At 62.2% G+C, this 18,786-nt stretch carries 9 protein-coding genes; 8 read left to right on the forward strand and 1 reads right to left on the reverse strand.

What is annotated here, in order from left to right; translation table 11 throughout:
* The first annotated feature begins 416 nt into the window (after positions 1 to 416).
* Both QRN42_RS13110 and QRN42_RS13115 read left to right on the forward strand, forming a co-directional pair.
* The gene (locus tag QRN42_RS13110; RefSeq protein ID WP_284979602.1) at positions 417 to 5,627 is read left to right on the forward strand and encodes an AAA family ATPase; all 5,211 of its coding nucleotides are present in this window, start codon (positions 417 to 419) and stop codon (positions 5,625 to 5,627) included.
* A complete protein-coding gene (locus QRN42_RS13115; RefSeq protein ID WP_284979603.1) occupies positions 5,624 to 6,784 on the forward strand; it encodes a hypothetical protein in 1,161 nt (386 codons plus the stop codon). The genes QRN42_RS13110 and QRN42_RS13115 overlap by 4 nt, the downstream gene beginning before the upstream one ends.
* A gap of 398 nt (positions 6,785 to 7,182) precedes the next feature.
* Here QRN42_RS13115 and QRN42_RS13120 read toward each other — a convergent pair whose 3' ends face one another.
* On the reverse strand, positions 7,183 to 11,349 hold the full coding sequence (locus QRN42_RS13120; RefSeq protein WP_284979604.1) for an NACHT domain-containing protein: 4,167 nt from the start codon (positions 11,347 to 11,349) through the stop codon (positions 7,183 to 7,185).
* A gap of 458 nt (positions 11,350 to 11,807) precedes the next feature.
* On the opposite strand from QRN42_RS13120, the gene QRN42_RS13125 reads away from it, so the two are divergent.
* The 6 genes from QRN42_RS13125 (at position 11,808) to QRN42_RS13150 (ending at position 18,776) form a co-directional block, all read left to right on the forward strand.
* Positions 11,808 to 13,847: an ATP-binding protein gene (locus tag QRN42_RS13125; protein WP_284979605.1), complete on the forward strand. Its 2,040-nt coding sequence runs from the start codon at positions 11,808 to 11,810 to the stop codon at positions 13,845 to 13,847.
* Between the two features lie 516 nt (positions 13,848 to 14,363).
* Entirely contained in the window at positions 14,364 to 16,337 is a 1,974-nt protein-coding gene (gene dxs, locus QRN42_RS13130) for a 1-deoxy-D-xylulose-5-phosphate synthase (RefSeq protein ID WP_284979606.1), read from the forward strand.
* Positions 16,334 to 16,900, forward strand: a complete 567-nt coding sequence (locus tag QRN42_RS13135; RefSeq protein WP_284979607.1) for a ribonuclease FAU-1 family protein — start codon at positions 16,334 to 16,336, stop codon at positions 16,898 to 16,900. The genes dxs and QRN42_RS13135 overlap by 4 nt, the downstream gene beginning before the upstream one ends.
* Positions 16,897 to 17,457 (forward strand): hypothetical protein, encoded by a 561-nt coding sequence (locus tag QRN42_RS13140; protein ID WP_284979608.1) that lies wholly within the window; start codon positions 16,897 to 16,899, stop codon positions 17,455 to 17,457. The genes QRN42_RS13135 and QRN42_RS13140 overlap by 4 nt, the downstream gene beginning before the upstream one ends.
* Positions 17,458 to 17,505: 48 nt before the next feature.
* Entirely contained in the window at positions 17,506 to 17,724 is a 219-nt protein-coding gene (locus tag QRN42_RS13145) for a helix-hairpin-helix domain-containing protein (protein WP_284976037.1), read from the forward strand.
* A 74-nt stretch (positions 17,725 to 17,798) separates the two neighbouring features.
* Positions 17,799 to 18,776 (forward strand): aldo/keto reductase, encoded by a 978-nt coding sequence (locus QRN42_RS13150; protein ID WP_284979609.1) that lies wholly within the window; start codon positions 17,799 to 17,801, stop codon positions 18,774 to 18,776.
* Positions 18,777 to 18,786: the final 10 nt, after the last annotated feature.

Raw genomic sequence — 18,786 nt, forward strand, 5'->3', positions numbered from 1 at the left:
GTCTCGCACAAGTGCCCCGTCAGGCTTCGGCCTGGTGGGGCACTGGTGCTTTGTCGTTCCATCTCCGTCGTGTGTTGCCGGAGTACCTGGCGTCTGATGATCGCGTCTACGGGTGCCACCGCAGAGGCGGCCGGCGTGCCTGCAACGGAGTAACCTTGATGAAGCGTGCCCGAGGGGGTGTCGGCCATCTACATATGCTGGTAGAAGCTGTGCCGTGTGGACGCCGAGGACTGGGCGAGAATCCGAAGACCGGAGCCACGCTTGTGGGACAAGTGCTATGGCGAGAAGCAGCTATTCGCCCGGACCGGACACCGACGCCCTTTCATCTTGGCAATCGGTGCGTGCTAGCATCACCCGCAACAAGACGCACCCGGGAGCGAATCAACGGGCGGAAGTGGAGAGGCAGATACAACGCGATGAGTCTCGGGCCCACGCACCACGGCTACTTCTACCAGGATCTAATCACCGCAGTCGCCCTGGTCGATCTCCTCCTAGGCACTGCGGAAACCATCACGGTTGACACGAAGGGGTTCGAGACAGATCGGTTCGATGATGTCAACATCACCTACGCGGACAAGACCCGAGTCCGTCTGCAAATCAAACATACGACCTCCGATCGTCGGCTCTCGAAAGAGACGTTCTCCCAAGACGGCCGAAACCTGAAGCTCAACAAGGTCCTCGACTCCCTCCTCAAGGACCTAGCCACGTCCCCAGCGACCACTTACCGAATCGTCGTCCGAGACCAAGAACCCGACGACTCCCTCGCAGTCGTCTTGGTGCCAGTTGACCCGTCCGTCCGACCGGCCGACCCGCTCCCCGGCATCACAACGGCGAAGTACCGGTTCGACCCCGCCGCGCTGCGCGCCAACCGGCCCTGGGCCGACCTGGTCAAGCATCTCAGCGACTACGACCTGCGTAGCGCTTGCGACAGTCTGATCGTCGACGCGGGTGCACCGTCGTCAACCATCAGCTTCGCCGACCCCGGACCTGCCGAACGTTCCCTCCTCCGACGTGTTCGAGAAGAGCTTGGAGCAGGACGCACCCCCAACACTGACGTCACCCCCGAGTTCGCGGCACACGCACTCGTTCAAGCAGCAACCTCTGCTCGCGTAGTCGATACCGGAGTCGTGCGACGCGACCTCATCGAACCTCGACTCGGGCTGCGCGTCGACTTCGGAGCCGTCACCGCAGGACACCCCATCGAGCCTGAAGTCGCCGTTGCTCGCGTCGGAGCAGCGACAGAGGTTAGCAAATACATCGACAGCACAGTCACCGGTGGGGGACGAGTCGTCGTCGTAGGCGAGCCAGGCGTCGGGAAATCGTGGCTGTGCGAAGAGCTTACGAATCGCTACCGGGACAACGCCTGGACAGTCGCACGCCACCACTGCTGGCTCGGCTCAAGCGACGACCACCTACAGGAACGAGTCCTCACCGAAGTCGTCATCGGCAGTCTCCTCGACCAGCTCGGACAAGCGGTCCCCGAGGCAACCAAAGACCTCCGCCCCAAGTTCGCGACGAGCACCGAAGCACTCGAATCGGCACTCGAGAACTGCCGCGAAACTCACCCTGACAAACCAGTCCTCCTGGTCGTCGACGGCCTCGACCACGTCGATCGAGTCGTCGGACGCAGCACCAACCAGCAGAAAGACCCGTCACGTCTCCTGGTCGAGGAGCTCGCAGCCCTCAACCTCCCCGCCGGCGTCTGTCTACTCGTCGCAAGCCAGCCCGGAACCCACCTCGAGCCAGCAGCTCCCGCATCCGAACCCTTCCAAATGCCGCCGATGTCCCGAGACGAGATCAAGGCGCTTAGCGCCAAGCACGGCCTGCTTGAATCACCTGACGGCACCGGACCCGTCGGTTCGTCTGACGAGGACACCATCGTCACGTTGGTCCACGAACGTTCCAACGGAAACGCGCTCTTCGCGACCTACCTGTGCCGGCTCGCACTTGGCGCATCACCTCTCGACGACACCCCGGCGCCGCTCACAGTCAACGAACTCATCTATCGTCTGGAACTGGTCCCCGACACGGCTAAAACGGTCGAGGAGTACTACGACTACCTGCGTGACGCGATGACCATTGACCAACGATTCGCCACAGACACGCTCGCGCTGTGCGACTTCTCGCTCACACCCGACGAACTGGCAGAGCTTCTCGGCTCACCGATCAAAGCCATCGTCATTCCCGCCCTCCAGACGCTTGCCCCAGTCCTCAACACCCAGAAGGGGCTCGGCGGCCTGCGCCTCCACCACGAGAGCTTCTCGCGGCACATCCTGCGCAACATCGATCACGAGACCGCAACCGCCATTCGCCAGAGCATCGCGAAGTGGCTCGAAGGCCGCGGATTCCTTACCGACTCCCGAGCCTTCCGTCACCTCCCCGACCTACTCGCCAACATAGGCGAGTACGACCAGCTCAAGACCCTGGTCGGTCCACGCTTCGTGACAGACGCAATACGGCAGTTCCACCCCCCGGAAGCGCTGCAACGAGCCCTCTGCGTCATCTCACGCGAAGCTGAATCGCGTCTGGACTGGCCAACCCTCGTCAAGTGCGTAGAAGTCCGAAAGGCTATAGACACGTACGAGAACGACGCTCTCGCGGAAACGCTTACCGAATATGCCGACGTAATCGTGAATATCCTCGGTGGCGAGACTGTCGCAGAACGCCTCATTTACAACGGGCGTACAACGTTCCCCCCGAGATGGGGCCTCCTCATCAGCGACGCCGTTGACCGGGCCGGCGCTGCCGCACCCTGGAAGGCGTACATCGAAGGATGGGAAACGCAACGCAAGACCGATCGGACCAGCTACTCCTCCGACCGCGACGGAACATTTCACCTAGCCGCCCAACGCGGAGCCCTTCGACTCCGCACCCAACGACAAGACGTCGACCCGTCTCTCATTCCAACAATCGCCGAGCACCTAGAGGGCGAGCACGACGCATCCTTGGCCGATCTCGTGGAAACGTTCACGGCCGCACTGCCAGCGGACTACATGCCCCAGGTCGCCGCAGCGATGAACGACCCGGCCAACGCCGCCGAGACCTACTTGACCCTCGCCAACCTCGCCGCAAATGGAACCATCGGGCTCCCCGACTCGCACGATCTAGCGCGCCAAGCGTGGGAACTGGACCCGACACTCGACACTACCGGGTACCTCTTCCACGGTATCGCACCACAGGATGTACTTGCGGGACTCGGAATCGCGGATCTCGAAGCTGAACTGAATGCCGCCACGGACGTCATTCTCAAAGCGAGGACTGCCGACGAACCAGCAGTCAGAAGTTGGAACGCTCTCCTCACACTCGCGCAGGCCATCGACCCAGCCCTTGTGCTCAAGGCCGGGGCAAAGTTGTCCGGCGTCGGGTTCTACCGGGCATGGCTCCGCTACACAGTCACAACTATGGGAATCGCAGACGATGTCCGCACCGGCATCTCAACACCCGAAGCCGCGTCGACCGCAGTGGTTGTCGCACTCGCTGACCTCGTCGCCGAGGCCAAGCCCTTCACCGGCAAGCCGCGAGCATGCGACCTGTACTTCATCCATCCCCTCATCCACCAGGTGATCGAGAACTCCCTCACCGTCGTGCGGGAAAAAGATCTTGACACCGTCCTCGACCACCTCATCGCCATAGGCGATGGCACCACTACGACCACCAATCTCGGTCTCGGCGAGAACGGCCCGCTGACCACCAACGATCTACTCTCAGTCCTCGGACGGGTCTCCCACCACGTCGGAATCGGCGCCGTCCACGCCCTCCTCGCCGTCATCCATGAACGTCGCAACGACGACCACACGGGATACAGCCAACAGGCTGCATTCGAACTTGAGACCGCCCGCATCTGCATAGCAGCCGGCGCTAGCGACGAGGCCCGCGAGTGCTGGAACCGGGCGGCCGACTTGCTCTCAAGCTACGGCGGCCATAAAGACCCCACGCTCTCCGAGATCGTCGCAAGCATCGAAGACATCGAAGACCTTACGGAAGCACGAGCCCGCCTGGCCAAGCTCGTCGACCTGGTCTATCTCGTACGGCAGCACACCGACGGCCGCGATACATCGCACTACGTCACTCAATGGTGGGAGATTGCCGCATCTGTCGATCCGGTCGCTGCAGCCCGCGACGCCGCCGACCTCTATCTCGATACCATCGGATTCGAAGACGTCCGAGCAGAAGCAGCGCAGACACACCTGCTGCAGCACCACAGCGCGACAGCAGACCCCGCCACCCTCGCCGCACTGCGGCTCACCACAAGCATTGCCTGGCGATCACCAACGGTCGACCTGGAAATTCTCAACCGCCTTGCAACCGAGCGCGGGGCTAGCCAACCGGTCGACACAATGCTCAGCGTCCTCGCCAACAACATCGCCGCATCGTACGACAACCAGCCGATGCAATACTCGAGCAACCAGTCCAAAGAAGCCGTAGACCAGACACTCGTCCAAGTTGTGACGAATCTAGGTGGCCCCGAATTTGACCCCCGGGCAGCGCGCCCAGACCGAGAAAACCAAAGCTCGTTCCTCCGGACGGAGCAGGCGCCAGACGCCCACGCACTCCTCAAGCGCCTCACAGGAGCTCAACGTCCCGATGCGCCCGAAGGACGCGCAGGCGCCATCAGCATCGCCCACGCAATCGACAAAGAGCGCTACCAAGATGAGCCCGCCACCTGGGACATCAACGCAGCCATCATCTCTATTGGCTTCCGCATTCTCGAAACGACACTCTCCGAGGGGCACCACGCCGGGATCGCACTCGTCGACGACGTCGCCCGCGAGATCTCCACGTTCTCCCGAAACGACATCTTCGCCGATCTCGGACAGGGTCTTGCGGCCTACGCTGACAGCGACACAGCCGTCGCCGAGGTCGCCAGCTATTGCCTAGTCACCGCGTATCAGCGCATCCGAGGCGGAGGAGGCTGGCGACAGTTCGCCGGTCGGGAACGCCGGGCACTGTGGGAGCAAGCCCATAAGCTTGCCCCCGACACCGCCGAGCGCGCTCTCGCCGCAGCGGTAACCAACCGTGTCGCCGCCGCGTCGTACGGCTCATATGGAAGCAGCCAAGGCCTCATCACAGCATTCGCCGCGCAGCCCGCAACCAGCCCCGGAGGCACCGCCACCGACTGCTGGGACGCGGCCTTCGACATCATCAGTCACCGCCTACCCGGGACTGCCGAAACAGGAACGCACGTCTATCACCCGACGCCAGTGCCCGACTCGGCCGACGACCTCGACGTTGCTATCGCAACATTGGCGCTCGCAACAATCTGCCAGGCCGCACGGGAACAGATACGACTCGCCCTGGTAGCAACCGAGTTCCTTCTCACTGTCCGGCCGAAGGTCGCCCAAAGCGCACTCTCATACATACTCCGCAAAGACCTGGACGCTGGTCGCAGCACCTGGCTACTCGAAACTGTGCGCGTGAACGTACCAACGGGTGAGCTTGGAGACGACCTCGCCGCGGAAATTACCCGACTCGCGGCGAGCGACCACCTGTCCGTCCGAGCACTGGCAGGCCAGATTCTTGCCACCCACGGACGCCCCGTTCCGGAACCGCCGGCCACCACGCCGTCACTGTACGTCATCAGCGCGTTCCACAGCCTCGTCGGTGAGCACGAGGAAGAAGCAGAATGACCAGGAACATGTCCCGAGGGCAGGTCGAGGGACTCGTTCGCTTCTATCTGGACGATCGCCTCGCCGACGCCAACGAACCCCCAGGCGTGCGCGAAGCCGTGATCCAAAATCTGGTCGACCGAGTCGATACCATCAAACAGCGCTCCGGAGAACAGATCGGCCAGCTCCGCTCGCCATCGTCGCAACGCATCCCCGATGCCTACTTCAACGATGAAGAAGAAATAGAGAACGCCATCCAACTGGCAGCAGCTGGAATTAGAGCAGCACGTGCACGCGCAGGCTTCCTGACAGCCGATGCCCGGAGGTTTGAAGCCAGCTACGCGTTCTCGCTTGCCCCTTCAGCCAGGTGGGCGCTTCTCGAAGAATCGTCGCGCGTTCCGCGTCCGGGAACCCGCCATCATCTTCTGGCGCGTTCCCTGACGCCCATTCCGTGGCAGGACAACGAGGCCGAATGGCCGCCGCCGACCGCGGTTGAACTCGAGGGGACACGCCGCCTCACAGGACAAGATGCATGGCCTATCCGTGTTGAAGAGAGACCATATGATGATTGGGTTCAAATTGGCATGTTCGAACGACAGGCCACATTGGCCAGCACCTACCCCAAACAGCCAAGCCGACAACTATTCATCACATCTGGTCTCGAGGTAACAGGCGCGTCCATTTCGATCGATTCGCTGCCTGTCGGAACTAACCCACCAAATATCTGGCTGGCCCCGTACGACCACCTACTCCCGGGCGTTGATCAAGCTTCAGCCGCAGAAATGCTGGAGGATCTGCAAGGACCGTTGACCACGATTGCCAACTACGGGGGCCAGCGGAGCGCACCTCACCGCGGCCGCGGCGTTGGACTTCACCCGTTCAGCCTTGTGCCTCGACTCGACCTCGTGGCGTTTCTCAACCTGCGCCCGGAGTCTCCGACAGTTCGCCAATGTCTCGTTGACGACCAAGGGCCAGCTCTGGTGGGACGCAACTGGCGCGGATTCCTGATCCACGACGGCAGCTATACGCCTCTTGCACCTGCGGTCCACGGCACGGACCTCATAGTTCGTCCGGACCTGTACGAACGCCTCGAAGACACACTCGACAAGAACCGCATCCAGTCTGGCATCACAGTGCGGCACGTCGAGGGTGAAGGCAATGACATGGAATACGACTGAGCTGCTGCCGACGGCAAAGCGGCAGCAACTGGATACATCATTCGTAATCAATGGGATAGCCCGGCGGTTATGAATCGGTGATTCATGGATCGTGCAGGAAACTCGCGGAATCACTGGCTGTCAGTGCCGATCGGCGCGGCATGCAAGTGGCTCTCCATTGAACACCCAGTGTCCGCTCTGGCTGGCAGGGTAACCCGCCGTCCTACGCTTGACAGCCGCCCTCTGGAACGCCTGATTTCTCCGTGACTGTATCGCTGCGGGAGTTGATCAACCTCGCTCCGACCTTCCGCTCCTTGGACCACAAGGGCAGGGCGCTGGGGCACCTCGAGGTGGCGCACCAGCTCACACTCGCGAAGATACTCAAACTCGAATGGGATCCCTGTAGATGGCGGCCGATGTCACTCGTCGCGAGCAGGAAGGCGATACCAACCGGGTGATGAGGTTTGCGTAACGCTTCCGGTTGCCCGGGAACGGACTTGGGATCGGGTGAGAGCGCCAGGGTGGGCTCGGCCTCCGCCGAATCCGCGGTAAACATCTTTACCGGTGTTCTCCACCCATATAAGTGACTTTTGTTCGGAGGTGAGCCACTGATCGAGCCAGCCTGCGTCGACGAGGAGCTCGTTCTGGCCAGCGTTGACGGTATGCCGGAGGACGGCGGTGAGCTTGCCCGTATTGTCTGTCCAACCGTTGCGGCCGTTCCAGTGGAGGTTCCCGGGCGCATGGCCGAAAAACTCAGGTGCCGGCGCCACCAGGGAAATGGTCTCGTAGTCTCCGGGAGCGTACTCGTACTCGCCGAGGATGTCCCAGGCAGCTGGCTGGGTGGGGACGCTGATTGGATGCCGCGACTCCTGGTTTACAAGATGCAGGGTTTCACCGTGGTGGTGGCCGTAGGGGAATTCACCGACGTATCCGTCGTGGGTTTGTGGGAAGTTGGACAGGCCGTGATCGAGGAGGTCGCGTCCTTCGAGGTCGGCCAACGCGGCTGAAAGGTCTGAAGTGTTGACCAGGTGGGCGTAGAGGTGGGTCCAAATTTTGCGGGTGGCCTTGGAGTAGTCGTTGCCGTCGTTCCATTCGTAATAGCCAGACAGGACGATGAAGGGGTGTCCTTCGTGTTCGGCGTCGGTGACGGCGATGGTGGGGAGGTCGGTGTCATGGGCCACCCATTGGGCGTCCGTCTTACCGGCTGTAGGCGCCCAGTCGTAAGTTGGCACCCAGGAGCGAGGTGCATTGTCGGCGGGTACGAATTCGATAACAGTCGGGTCGATCTGGCGGGACACAGTGGTCGCGGGACCTGGGATCGGTGCCGACGGCGGATCCCAGGAATTGGGGGTCTTTGGAACATGGTCGGAGACATGCCCGATGAGCCGGTTGAGGGCAATCCACTGGTACTTCTTGCCGATTCGCTCGATCCACGGCGGCTTTCCGCGGCCGCCGCCGTACTTGCCCAACACGTACCCGTCAAAACTGGCGTGCCATTCAGCGCGGTACCCAAGGCGGATGACTTCGGCGACGGCCCACCGTGCTGCGGCCGGAACGTTGATCCCAGGCCGGTCTTTGAGATCGTACTCAAGTTTGTAACGGTAAAAGTCGTCCTGGGTAGTGGAATGCACGAGCTTCGGATAGTCGGGGCTCTTGTACTGAGCGATCTCTCCCTCGGTCGGCCACTCTAGCGGCCACACACTCGAGTACGGTGGCCGGAACTGCGCCACTGTCACGCCCTCGGGCAGACTTGCCCGATCGTTTGCTGCTTCGAGGATGCAGCGCGCAGCATCGCGGACGGCCACGTTCGCGGTGAGATCAGCGGGCGAGGCAAAGAAGCTGGTCCACACGACCTCAGCTGCGGCCGCCCAGTCTGTGTCGCTACCGTTGGCCAAGAGTGCCGAGTACGCGACCTCGAGAGCACGTTCGACGACCCACTCGTCGTTTACGACACTGAAGCGTTCCAGGAGCCCGGCCACCTCCCCGGGTTGACGGGTGAGGAGGCGAGCGGCGGCGATGGTTGCGGGCTCACGGACACGACGGTCCGTGGCGCTTGTGGCCCATAGGAGCGCGGTTATCCACAGGCGTGTGGTGTCCTTGCCGACTTGGTGGATAGGCTTCTCGCGCGCCCAACGGATGAGACGGTCGACTGCCCCACTGGTGCCATGGGTTATGTGCAGCCATCCCGAGAGGAACCGGTCGCGGGCACCCATGTTCCACCTGTTGAGGAACCTGTGAAGGAACTCGGCGTTCAGCGGGTGGCCGGGGCGTGCGGCGAGCCTGAAGAGCATCGTGAGGCCGGCGTCGAAGGTGGCTTTGCGGGTCAGTGCGCGGACGATGATGTCACCGGTCTTGTCAGTAATGGATGTCACTGAGCGCCAGCCGGTGCCAGCGATTACGGCGGCGGCAATAGCGTCGACGTTACCGATCTCGGACTCGAATTCGGTTAGTTCGAGCCCGAGACGTTCGGCAACGACGACGGAGGTTGCTTCCAGGATGCCGACGTCGATGGTTTCGTCTCGCCCAATGAGCTGTCCGAGGCGCCCGGCGAGTTGGTCTCGGATGCCGGCCGCGTCGGTCACACCGGCGAGGGCATCGGACACGATGAGGTGGTGGCCGATGCGTTCGAACGTGATGGCGATGATGTCGGCGCCATACGGGCTGCCGTCAGGGATGACGTCCTCTTCGATCAGCCCTTGGGCGATGAGAGCGTCGAGCAGTGATTTTTCCGCGCTGACGTCGGACCAAATCGTTACTAGGACGGCTTGAGCCTTGGCGCGGGTGAGTGGTTCGCCTCCTTCGTCGGCGATGGCGGCAGCGAGGGCGTGCATGGCCCGGTGGACTACGCGGTCCGACGGCGAGGCGTCAACGCGGTCGCTGATGATGATGTTCGCGTTGTCGAGGACCATCTTGGCGAGTTCATCGAGGCCCATGTTGGCCTGGTCGAGTGAGAGGCGGCTATTGGCCTGCAGTGCTTCGCACACCAGTCGCAGGTACAGCGGGTTGTCGAACTCACCATGGATTGGTGGCGACGTCGGCGCCTCGAGGCCGTAGAACGCGGCGTACTCGCTGACCGCTTCGAACTCGACGCCCTCGAATCCCGTGTGCTCGAACCGGGGGAGGGTGACGCCGGGCGGGACGACTTGGGCGACGTAGTGGGTGCGTGCGGTCAGCAGTAGCCGCACATGCGAGTACCTGCTGACGACGGTGATGAGCCGGTCAAGGTTGTCGCGCCACAGCGACCGAGGGCGGGTGTCATTAAGTGCGTCGATGACGAGCAGTACCGGGGTGCCAGCGGTCCGGGCACACTGGTCGAGGAGCGCTATGGTCTCCTCACCTGTCAGGTCAGAAGGCATCTGGAGGAGGTCGCGAAGGTCGGCGAGCGGATCGTGGTTCTTGAACCAGCGACCATGCATCACGACGCTGGGGCGGCCCTTGGCCAGACGGCGGGCGACAGCATCAATGGCGAGGTAGGTCTTACCTATGCCGGCGGGGCCTGTCATGAGAGCGGCCTGGGTGCCAGCGAGCTTGCCGACGGGGCTGATGAGGAGCTCAGTCGCTCCTAAGAGTCTCTCGCCGAGTTCACGGAGCGCATCGACGGCCGCTGCGGGGAACCGTACCATGTATTCGCGCTGCCACTGCCGCCAGCTTTCACTGTCCCAATTTTCGTGCTTGCCGTCCATTGCTTCGACCTCGACAGCCTCCTGCGCTCGGACAACGGCGGAGGCCGCGTCGAGAGCCTGAGCGAGGTCGTCGAGCCCGGCAGCGGTGCGCGAAGCGTTCCAGGCGTTGAGGGCGTCGGTGATTGTGGAAGCTGCGGTCCGGGCGGCACCTAAGTCGGCGGCCAGCACCTCCTTGTCGGCGTAACGGAGTTGGTCGGCGGCTTTAGAGACCTCATCGACCTGGTCGAGGACGATCTGCCACCACTCGTTGTCAGAACAGAGTGCGGCGATGGATTGGGCCGCGGGCACATCGACGTTCAGCTCCGGCGTGTATCGGGGGCGTGCGGCGGCGACTGCTTCCTGCATGCGGTCCTCCCACCACTGCTGAGCGAGGACGTCGACGTCAAACCAATACCGTCGATAGGTGCCGGAGCTGTCGAGCCGGTTAAGGCGGGTGACGATGTTCGTTTCCCACTCGATCTCGAACACGACATTCATGCCGCTGTCGGTGGCCATTTTCTGCCAGCCCTCCAGCCACCCTTTGGGGTCGCTGATTTTCTCAAGGAGCGACTTGCCGCGGCCGCCGGTGGGACCGGTCGGGTCGGTCGGGATTGCGATTGTATATTTAGTCAGCTTTGGGTGCTGATTGAGGGCGGCGTTGACAGACTTGTCGAGCTGGGCCTTGCTGACATCGGCTTGGTTGGTCCAGTACTTGGCCTGCCAGCCGTGCTCGGCGCCGTTCGTGAGAGTCCAGTAGCACTCGACGCCGCCGTCGCCGCCGGCCCCGTGGAGGGACACGAACTTCGAACCGTCTGCCGGGGGCTCCTGCGCGACCTGCTGGCAGATGAACTGCTCGTACCCATCGCGTTGGCCACCGGGCCCGAGCGACCGGATGCGCGTGAAGTCGATGTCGGGGATGTTCATCATGTTCCTTCGCTGTGTGCAGGCTCTGCGTCTCGCTGAAAACAAACGATATCCGGTCGGCCACCTGAACAGGTTCGATGCGAGTACGGCAAACTTCAGATCAGCATCACAGCCTTGCTTCCACACCTGTCTCTGGCTACCGGGGTCAGATGGCGAGACCGCCGCTTGGGCAGTGGGGCGACACACGACGTCCGGGTCCGAGGGAGCAGCAGCGGCCACGAACACCCCATTGGAAGCATGTGAACGGAGGTGCGTCACCAACCGCGGGGTAAGGCTCGATATGCTTGCCCCCCGCGGCAGCCTGAACTGGGGGAGCCACTGTTCAAAGTTGGACACCGAACGCTTCCTGTCCAACCTGCCCATACCCTGACTGCATCACCGTCCTAGGGCTGTGGCGTATTTATGCAGTGTCGGAGCGGACGGATAGAGTTTCCACATCTGAGCAAAGGAGGGATCGCATGGTGCTGACAACTTCCCTGGCTGGGCGCGTCCGCAACACAAGTTTGCCGAAGAGCCACGCGCTCCTGCCTCTCCTCGAGGCAATCGTCAACGCTATCCAGGCGATCGACGCACGTCGAGGAGACTCTGCAACGCCGGGTCGTATCAACGTGAGGGTGCACCGAGACACTCAGGCAGAGTTCGATCTCGGCCAGCCGGGCCCTGGACGTGCCCCCATGAAGCCGATTGTCGGCTTCACCGTCGAGGACGACGGCGTGGGATTCACCCGTCAGAACATGTCCTCGTTCGAAACATTGGACAGCGATTTCAAGTCGCACCTCGGCTGCCGTGGTGTCGGGCGGCTGCTCTGGCTCAAGGCCTTCGACAAGGTGACGGTCCGCAGCGCCTATGAAGACGAGGGCGGGAAGCTCCGAGGACGTCAGTTCAGATTCTCGGTCGAACGCGAGGTCGAGCACGACGGCGACGCGGACGGGTTCGTGCGCCCCGGCACGGTCGTCATCCTCGACGGCTTCAAGAAGGCGTACCAGCAGAACGCCCCGAAGAGCGTCGACGCCATCGCGCGCGAGGTCTTCGAGCACTGCATCTGGTACTTCCTCCGGCCCGGCGGTGCCCCTCTCGTGACGATCGCGGACGACAACGAATCGGTGTCGCTGGCCGACCTGATGGGTGAGTTCGTCGAGTCAGCAATGACGTCGTCGAAGATCGAGGTCAAGGGTCAGAAGTTCGACATGCTGAACCTCCGTCTGAAGGCCACCGCGCGGAACTCCGTCCCCCGCCTCCACTGGTGCGCGGCGAGCCGCGTCGTCATTGAGGAAAACCTCAGCGGGAAGGTTCCAGGGCTCCACGGCAAGCTCGCGGACAAGGCCGCCAGCGAGTTCGTCTACGCGTGCTACCTGACCTCGGACTTCCTCGACGAGCGCGTCCGCGCCGACCGTACAGCCTTCGACATCAGTGATCGCATCGCGGGGCAGCCCCTCATCGATGACCTCTCCCTGGACGACATCCGGGAGGTCGTCCTCGAAGAAGTCAGGACGATCCTGAAGGCTCCGCTCGAGTCGGCCCGCGAGCAGGGTAAGAAGCGCGTCCACGAGTTCGTGACCAAACGCGCGCCGCGGTACCGGCCCTTGCTGGCCAAGATCGAGGAGCGCGGCATCACGGTGGACCCATCGATTAAGGACCAGGACCTAGAGCTCCAGCTGCACCGGCAGCTTCAGAAGATCGAGTCCGAAGCATTCATTCAGGGGCAGGAGATCTTCGCTGAGGCCGACGCGGAGCCGGCGGAGGACTACGCGGAGCGGCTCGCCGCATATCTCGCCACCGTCAGCGAGATCAACCAGTCCGACCTGGCCGCGTACGTCTCGCGCCGCCGGACGGTGCTGGATCTGCTCGGGCGGCTGATCCGCGCGGACAAGGACGGGAAGTACAGCCGGGAGGATGCGATCCACTCGCTGATCGTCCCGATGCGGACGGAGTCCAGCGAGCACGCCGCCGATGGTTCGAACCTGTGGATCATCGACGAGAGACTCGCGTTCCACGACTACCTCGCGTCCGACAAGACGCTGAAGAGCATACCGATCACGGGTTCTGAATCCACCAAGGAGCCCGACATAGTTGCGACGCGGCTCATGGACTCGCCGGTGCTCGCGGCCGAGGGGCAGAAGCTGCCGCTCCCGTCGATCGTCGTGGTTGAGATCAAGAGGCCGATGCGCAAGGACGCCACCGAGGACAAGAATCCGATCCAGCAGTGCCTCGACTACGTGAAAAGGATCCGCGCAGGTGGCGTGGTCACCGCAACGGGGAGACCGATCCCGCCGACCCACGAGCCGCCGGCCTTCTGTTACATCATCGCCGACCTTACAGAGAAGATGATCGAGCGATGCGAGATTTCGAACCTGCGGCCGACACATGACGGTCTCGGGTACTTCGGTTTCAACGACTCCGCCAAGGCATACATCGAAGTCATGAGCTTCGACGGGTTGGTCAACGCTGCAACTGAGAGGAACCGGGCATTCTTCGACAAACTCGGGCTGCCCAGCTAGCACAGTGCACGGCGCAGCTCCCCGGAGCTGGTCCCGCGGTTGTCGGGATCGCTTCCCTAACCCACCGCTACCGGGGTACATTTACCCGCTGGAACGCCGCTGTCGCGCCCCCGGCCCAGCAAAGGGAAAAGCTACTAACGGGGCACGTTGACTACTTATGCCGTGCATGCCGACGTCCTACGATAACGGTAGGCATTCACGAGCAGCATGATCACCCCACCCAGGAACTTTGGACATTGTGTCGTCCTAGCGCGAAGACCTCTGCTCAAATTGCTCATGCCCTCGGGATTCGCAAAACTTACCGCGTAGAGGGGGCATGTAACAGTACGTTCTCCGCCAGATCTCGGGAAAGCACGAGAACTGATCACTACCTGATTCAATGCCACAGCCCCGGCTGGTCGGAAGACCGCCGGGGCTGTGGCATTCCGGGTTTCGCGGACGTGCCCGGCAGCGAGTCGCGCCGGCCGGCGCACGCGCTAAAGTTAACAAGCACGTCATTCACCCTAAGGAGGGCCGTTGGGACTTTTGGAAACCGTTAAGGATCCACGGGACCTGGCCAGACTGTCCAGCACCGAGCTGGAACAATTGGCCGGCGAAATCAGGTCATTCCTGATCACCAATGTTGCCGCGACGGGTGGACACTTGGGTCCCAATCTCGGGGTTGTTGAGCTCACCCTGGCCATCCATCGGATGTTCGAATCTCCCCGGGACAGCATCGTCTTTGATACCGGTCACCAGTCCTATGTGCACAAGCTCCTCACCGGGCGCCAGGACTTCAGCACCCTCCGCCAGCAGGGCGGCATGTCCGGCTATCCTGACCGAGGCGAATCCCCGCATGACATCGTGGAGAGCTCGCATGCTTCTTCCTCGCTGTCATGGGCTGATGGTATTTCGCGTGCCCGGCAGTTGACTGGTGAAGGTGACCGCTTCGTCGTCGCAGTGGTGGGCGACGGTGCACTGACAGGTGGCATGACGTGGGAGGCCATCAACAACATCGCCTCCGACAAACGCCGTCGGGTAGTGATCGTCGTCAATGACAATGGACGCTCATACGCACCAACTGTTGGCGGTTTCGCCGATTACCTTGCTTCCTTGCGCCCCACCATCGATTCCCTCCGGACCGCGCCTGCCTACGAGGGCATGCTGGACTGGTGGAAGAAGAAACTTCAGAACGGCGGACCCACCGGCCAGTTCACCTACAAGAGCCTGCACGCCATGAAAAAAGGCATCAAGGACTGGTGGGCACCCCAAGGCATGTTTGAGGACCTTGGCATGAAGTACATAGGCCCGGTAGACGGCCACAACCTCCAAGCCATGGAGAACGCCCTCCACACCGCCAAGGCCTACGGTGGCCCCGTGATTGTCCATGCCATGACGGAAAAGGGCCACGGCTATGCCCCGGCCTTGGCCAACGAGGCCGATCAATTCCATGCGGTAGGAATCATCGATCCTGAAACCGGCGAGTCCACCGAGATGCCCGGCGCCCGGTCCTGGACATCTGTTTTCGCCGAAGAAATCGCAGATATAGCCGATGAACGCCCGGACATTGTGGGCGTTACAGGAGCCATGCTCATTCCGGTCGGGCTTCATAAGTTCGCCGAGCGCCACCCGGAACGGGTTATTGACGTTGGCATTGCCGAACAGCACGCACTCACGTCAGCTGCGGGGATGGCGTACGGTGGCCTGCATCCTGTTGTTGCTGTTTACGCAACGTTCTTGAACCGGGCGTTTGATCAGCTCCTCATGGACGTGGCCCTGCACAAGGCCGGCGTGACGATCGTCCTTGATCGGGCCGGTGTTACCGGTCCGGACGGCCCCAGCCATCACGGCATGTGGGACATGGCGATGGTCCAGATTGTCCCCGGGTTGCATTTGGCGGCGCCGCGGGATGCCACCCGCCTTCGTGAAGAACTGCGCGAAGCCGTAGCCGTCAACGATGCTCCAACGGTCGTCCGGTTCTCCAAAGGAAGCGTCGGCGCCGAGGTCGAGGCCATTGAAAGGCTTCCCGATGGCGTGGATGTCCTGGCGCGCCGCCCGGAGGGTTCCACTGAGAACGATGTCTTGGTGGTCAGCGTCGGAGCCATGTCCGAGCTCGCGCTCGATGTTGCTGCCCGTTTGGGCGCCCAAGGAATCAGCACCACGGTGGTGGACCCCCGTTGGGTGCTTCCGGTCCGTCGGTCCATCATCGCTTTGGCAGCCCGTCACAGACTTGTGATCTGCATCGAGGACGGCGTCCGGGCCGGTGGCGTGGGTTCACGCATCCGCCAGGAAATGCGTGCCGCAGGTGTGGATACAGCTCTGAATGAGGTCGGTCTTCCCGTTGAGTTCCTTGACCACGGCACCCGCAGCCAGGTTTTGGAACGCGTTGGGCTCACGGCACAAAAGATAACGCACGACGTCGTGGCCCAGGTTTTGGGGACGAAAGTGCCCTTTGCCCGGCCACTGCCGGGTCAGGAGCATCCGACTACCGGCAGCCTGCCCAAGCTGTGACGGAGCTCCGCACCCCGGGCGCCTTGCAGCCCGGCGACTTGGTTGTGTCCAGAAACCGGAAATGGGACGGGACCGCGCACTGGGTGGTCCCCGGCCGGTACTTGGGTGAGGACATTCATGGCTGGTGGATTTTCCAGCCTGCGGGGGAGTTTTGTGCTCGCCCTGGTGCAGCCTTTTACACGGCGTCGGATGCGCTTCTGCTGGTTCCACGGACAGGGGAGTACGTCGCCCCTTTCTATGACGACGACTACCCTGGCGACTTCCGGATTTACGTAGACCTGGCCACGGCACACGACTGGAAAACCATCAGGCCCGGAGTCACCGAGTTCCACATGATTGATATGGATCTGGACGTCATCCGCTCGATCACCCGTGGAGTGTTCGTCGATGATGAGGACGAATTCGAACACCGTAAGGTGGCATGGGGTTATCCGGCAGCGGTGATCGATGCCATGGAAGCAGAATGTGCTGCGCTTCTTGAAGCTGTGGGCACCATGAGAGCGCCTTTTGACTTAGGCAATAACAGCGTGAGCACAGCGTGGTTCACGAAAGGACGGGCATGAGCGGCATTATCCGAACATACAAGCGCGACGACGACGGAGTCCTGCACTTCAGGGAGGCCTGGTACGACGACGACGACCACCAGTTCGTGGTCAACCATGGGGTAGTGGGGCATCAAAGCAAGACTGACGAAACCGAGGTGGGGGACGAGTCCGCCGTCGAGGGTTTGATGGCCGCGTTCGCCGCACAATGCGAGGAAGACGGTTATGCCGAAATTCCCCCATCGGAGCAGTTCTGGGTAGTGGCCCAACTTGCCCTGAAATCCCAAGACGGCACCGAACGCGACCGGCACCTTGAACGGAAAGCCAAAGCCGCGCTCACGGGGGAGCTCGCCTGGCGTGGCCTTGGAGTGGTGGATCGCTCGGAGATCGGCAATTTCCGGCTGAACATCTTCTGCCTCTGCCCTGACGTCAACAAGGCTGTCAATGCGATCAAGATCTGTGTCCGCAACGAGGATCTGGACTTCACCAAGCTCACGATTGCGGCAGCACCGTATGGGGATCCTACTGAATTCAAGGTGAAGCACTCGCCCAAGCAGGGTGTGGGCTTTACTCTCTAAGTAGCACCCATCGCACCCATCGCACGCATCGCACCAGGAGGGATCTCCATGTCGTCCAAGAGCAATTGGCCAGGACATACACCTCTGCCGAAAGGCCTCGCGGCCCCGGCGAAACGGGCACTGGCCCATCAAGGGATTGAGACGCTGGAGCAACTGGCGCAGTTCGGTGAGCGGGAGACGTCCGAACTCCACGGTTTGGGGCCAGTTGCCATTGCCCAGCTCGGGGATGCCATGGAGGAATGCGGCATCTCCTACGTCTCGCGGTAGGCACGTTTCCCCCGGCTATTTCACTTCGTTGCCTTGGGTCACTTGTTGTCCGATGCCGAGGGTAGGCTGAAGCCATGACTGAATATCGACGCCTTGGCCGTTCCGGCTTGACCGTTTCCGCCGTCGGGTTGGGTTGCAACAACCTCGGCCGCGCCAACACTCCCACGGAGTCGCAGGAGGGCACCGACGCCGTCGTCCACGCCGCTGTTGACGCGGGGGTGACGTTTTTCGACGTCGCCGATGTCTATGGACGTGAACCAGGACTCAGTGAGGTAATGCTGGGAAAGGCCTTGAAGGGGCGCCGGGACGACGTCGTGATCGGCACCAAGTTCGGGATGGACATGGCGGGCGTCAATGGAAACGACTTCGGTGCCCGCGGTTCGCGCCGGTACATCATGAAGGCCGTTGAAGCGTCACTGCGCCGTTTGGATACTGACTGGATCGATTTGTACCAGTTCCATACGCCTGATGCGCAGACGCCCATCGATGAGACACTCGCGGCCCTGGATGACGTGGTCTCCAGCGGCAAAGTGCGCTACCTCGGACATTCGAATTTTGCCGGTTGGCAGATCGCCGAGGCGGAGTACGTTGCACGGCAATCCGGTGGTGCGCGCTTTATTTCGACGCAAAACCACTACAACCTGCTGGATCGCCGCGCCGAGCTGGAGGTGTTGCCAGCCGCGGGAGCATTTTCACTCGGCGTGCTTCCGTACTTCCCCCTTGCCAACGGCTTGCTCACGGGCAAATACTCTGCGGGTAAGGCGCCGGAAGGCTCACGGCTGAGCCACACCCGCACCAACTTGGTAAGCGACGCCGACTGGGAGCAGTTGGGCCGCTTCAGCCAGTTCGCCAAGGAACGCGGCCTGACCGAACTGCAATTGGCGTTCTCATGGTTGGCCGCGCAGCCGGGCGTCGGCAGTGTGATCGCCGGGGCAACCCGTCCGGAGCAAATCCGTCAGAACGCCGAAGCCGTGCGCTGGGTGCCTACCCCCGAGGAGCGGGCCGAGCTTGACGAGATCTTCCCGCAGGCGCCAAAAGTAGCCCTCTTCTAGGCCCTACCTC

The sequence above is a fragment of the Arthrobacter sp. fls2-241-R2A-200 genome (genome assembly GCF_030209745.1).
Taxonomy (GTDB): domain Bacteria; phylum Actinomycetota; class Actinomycetes; order Actinomycetales; family Micrococcaceae; genus Arthrobacter.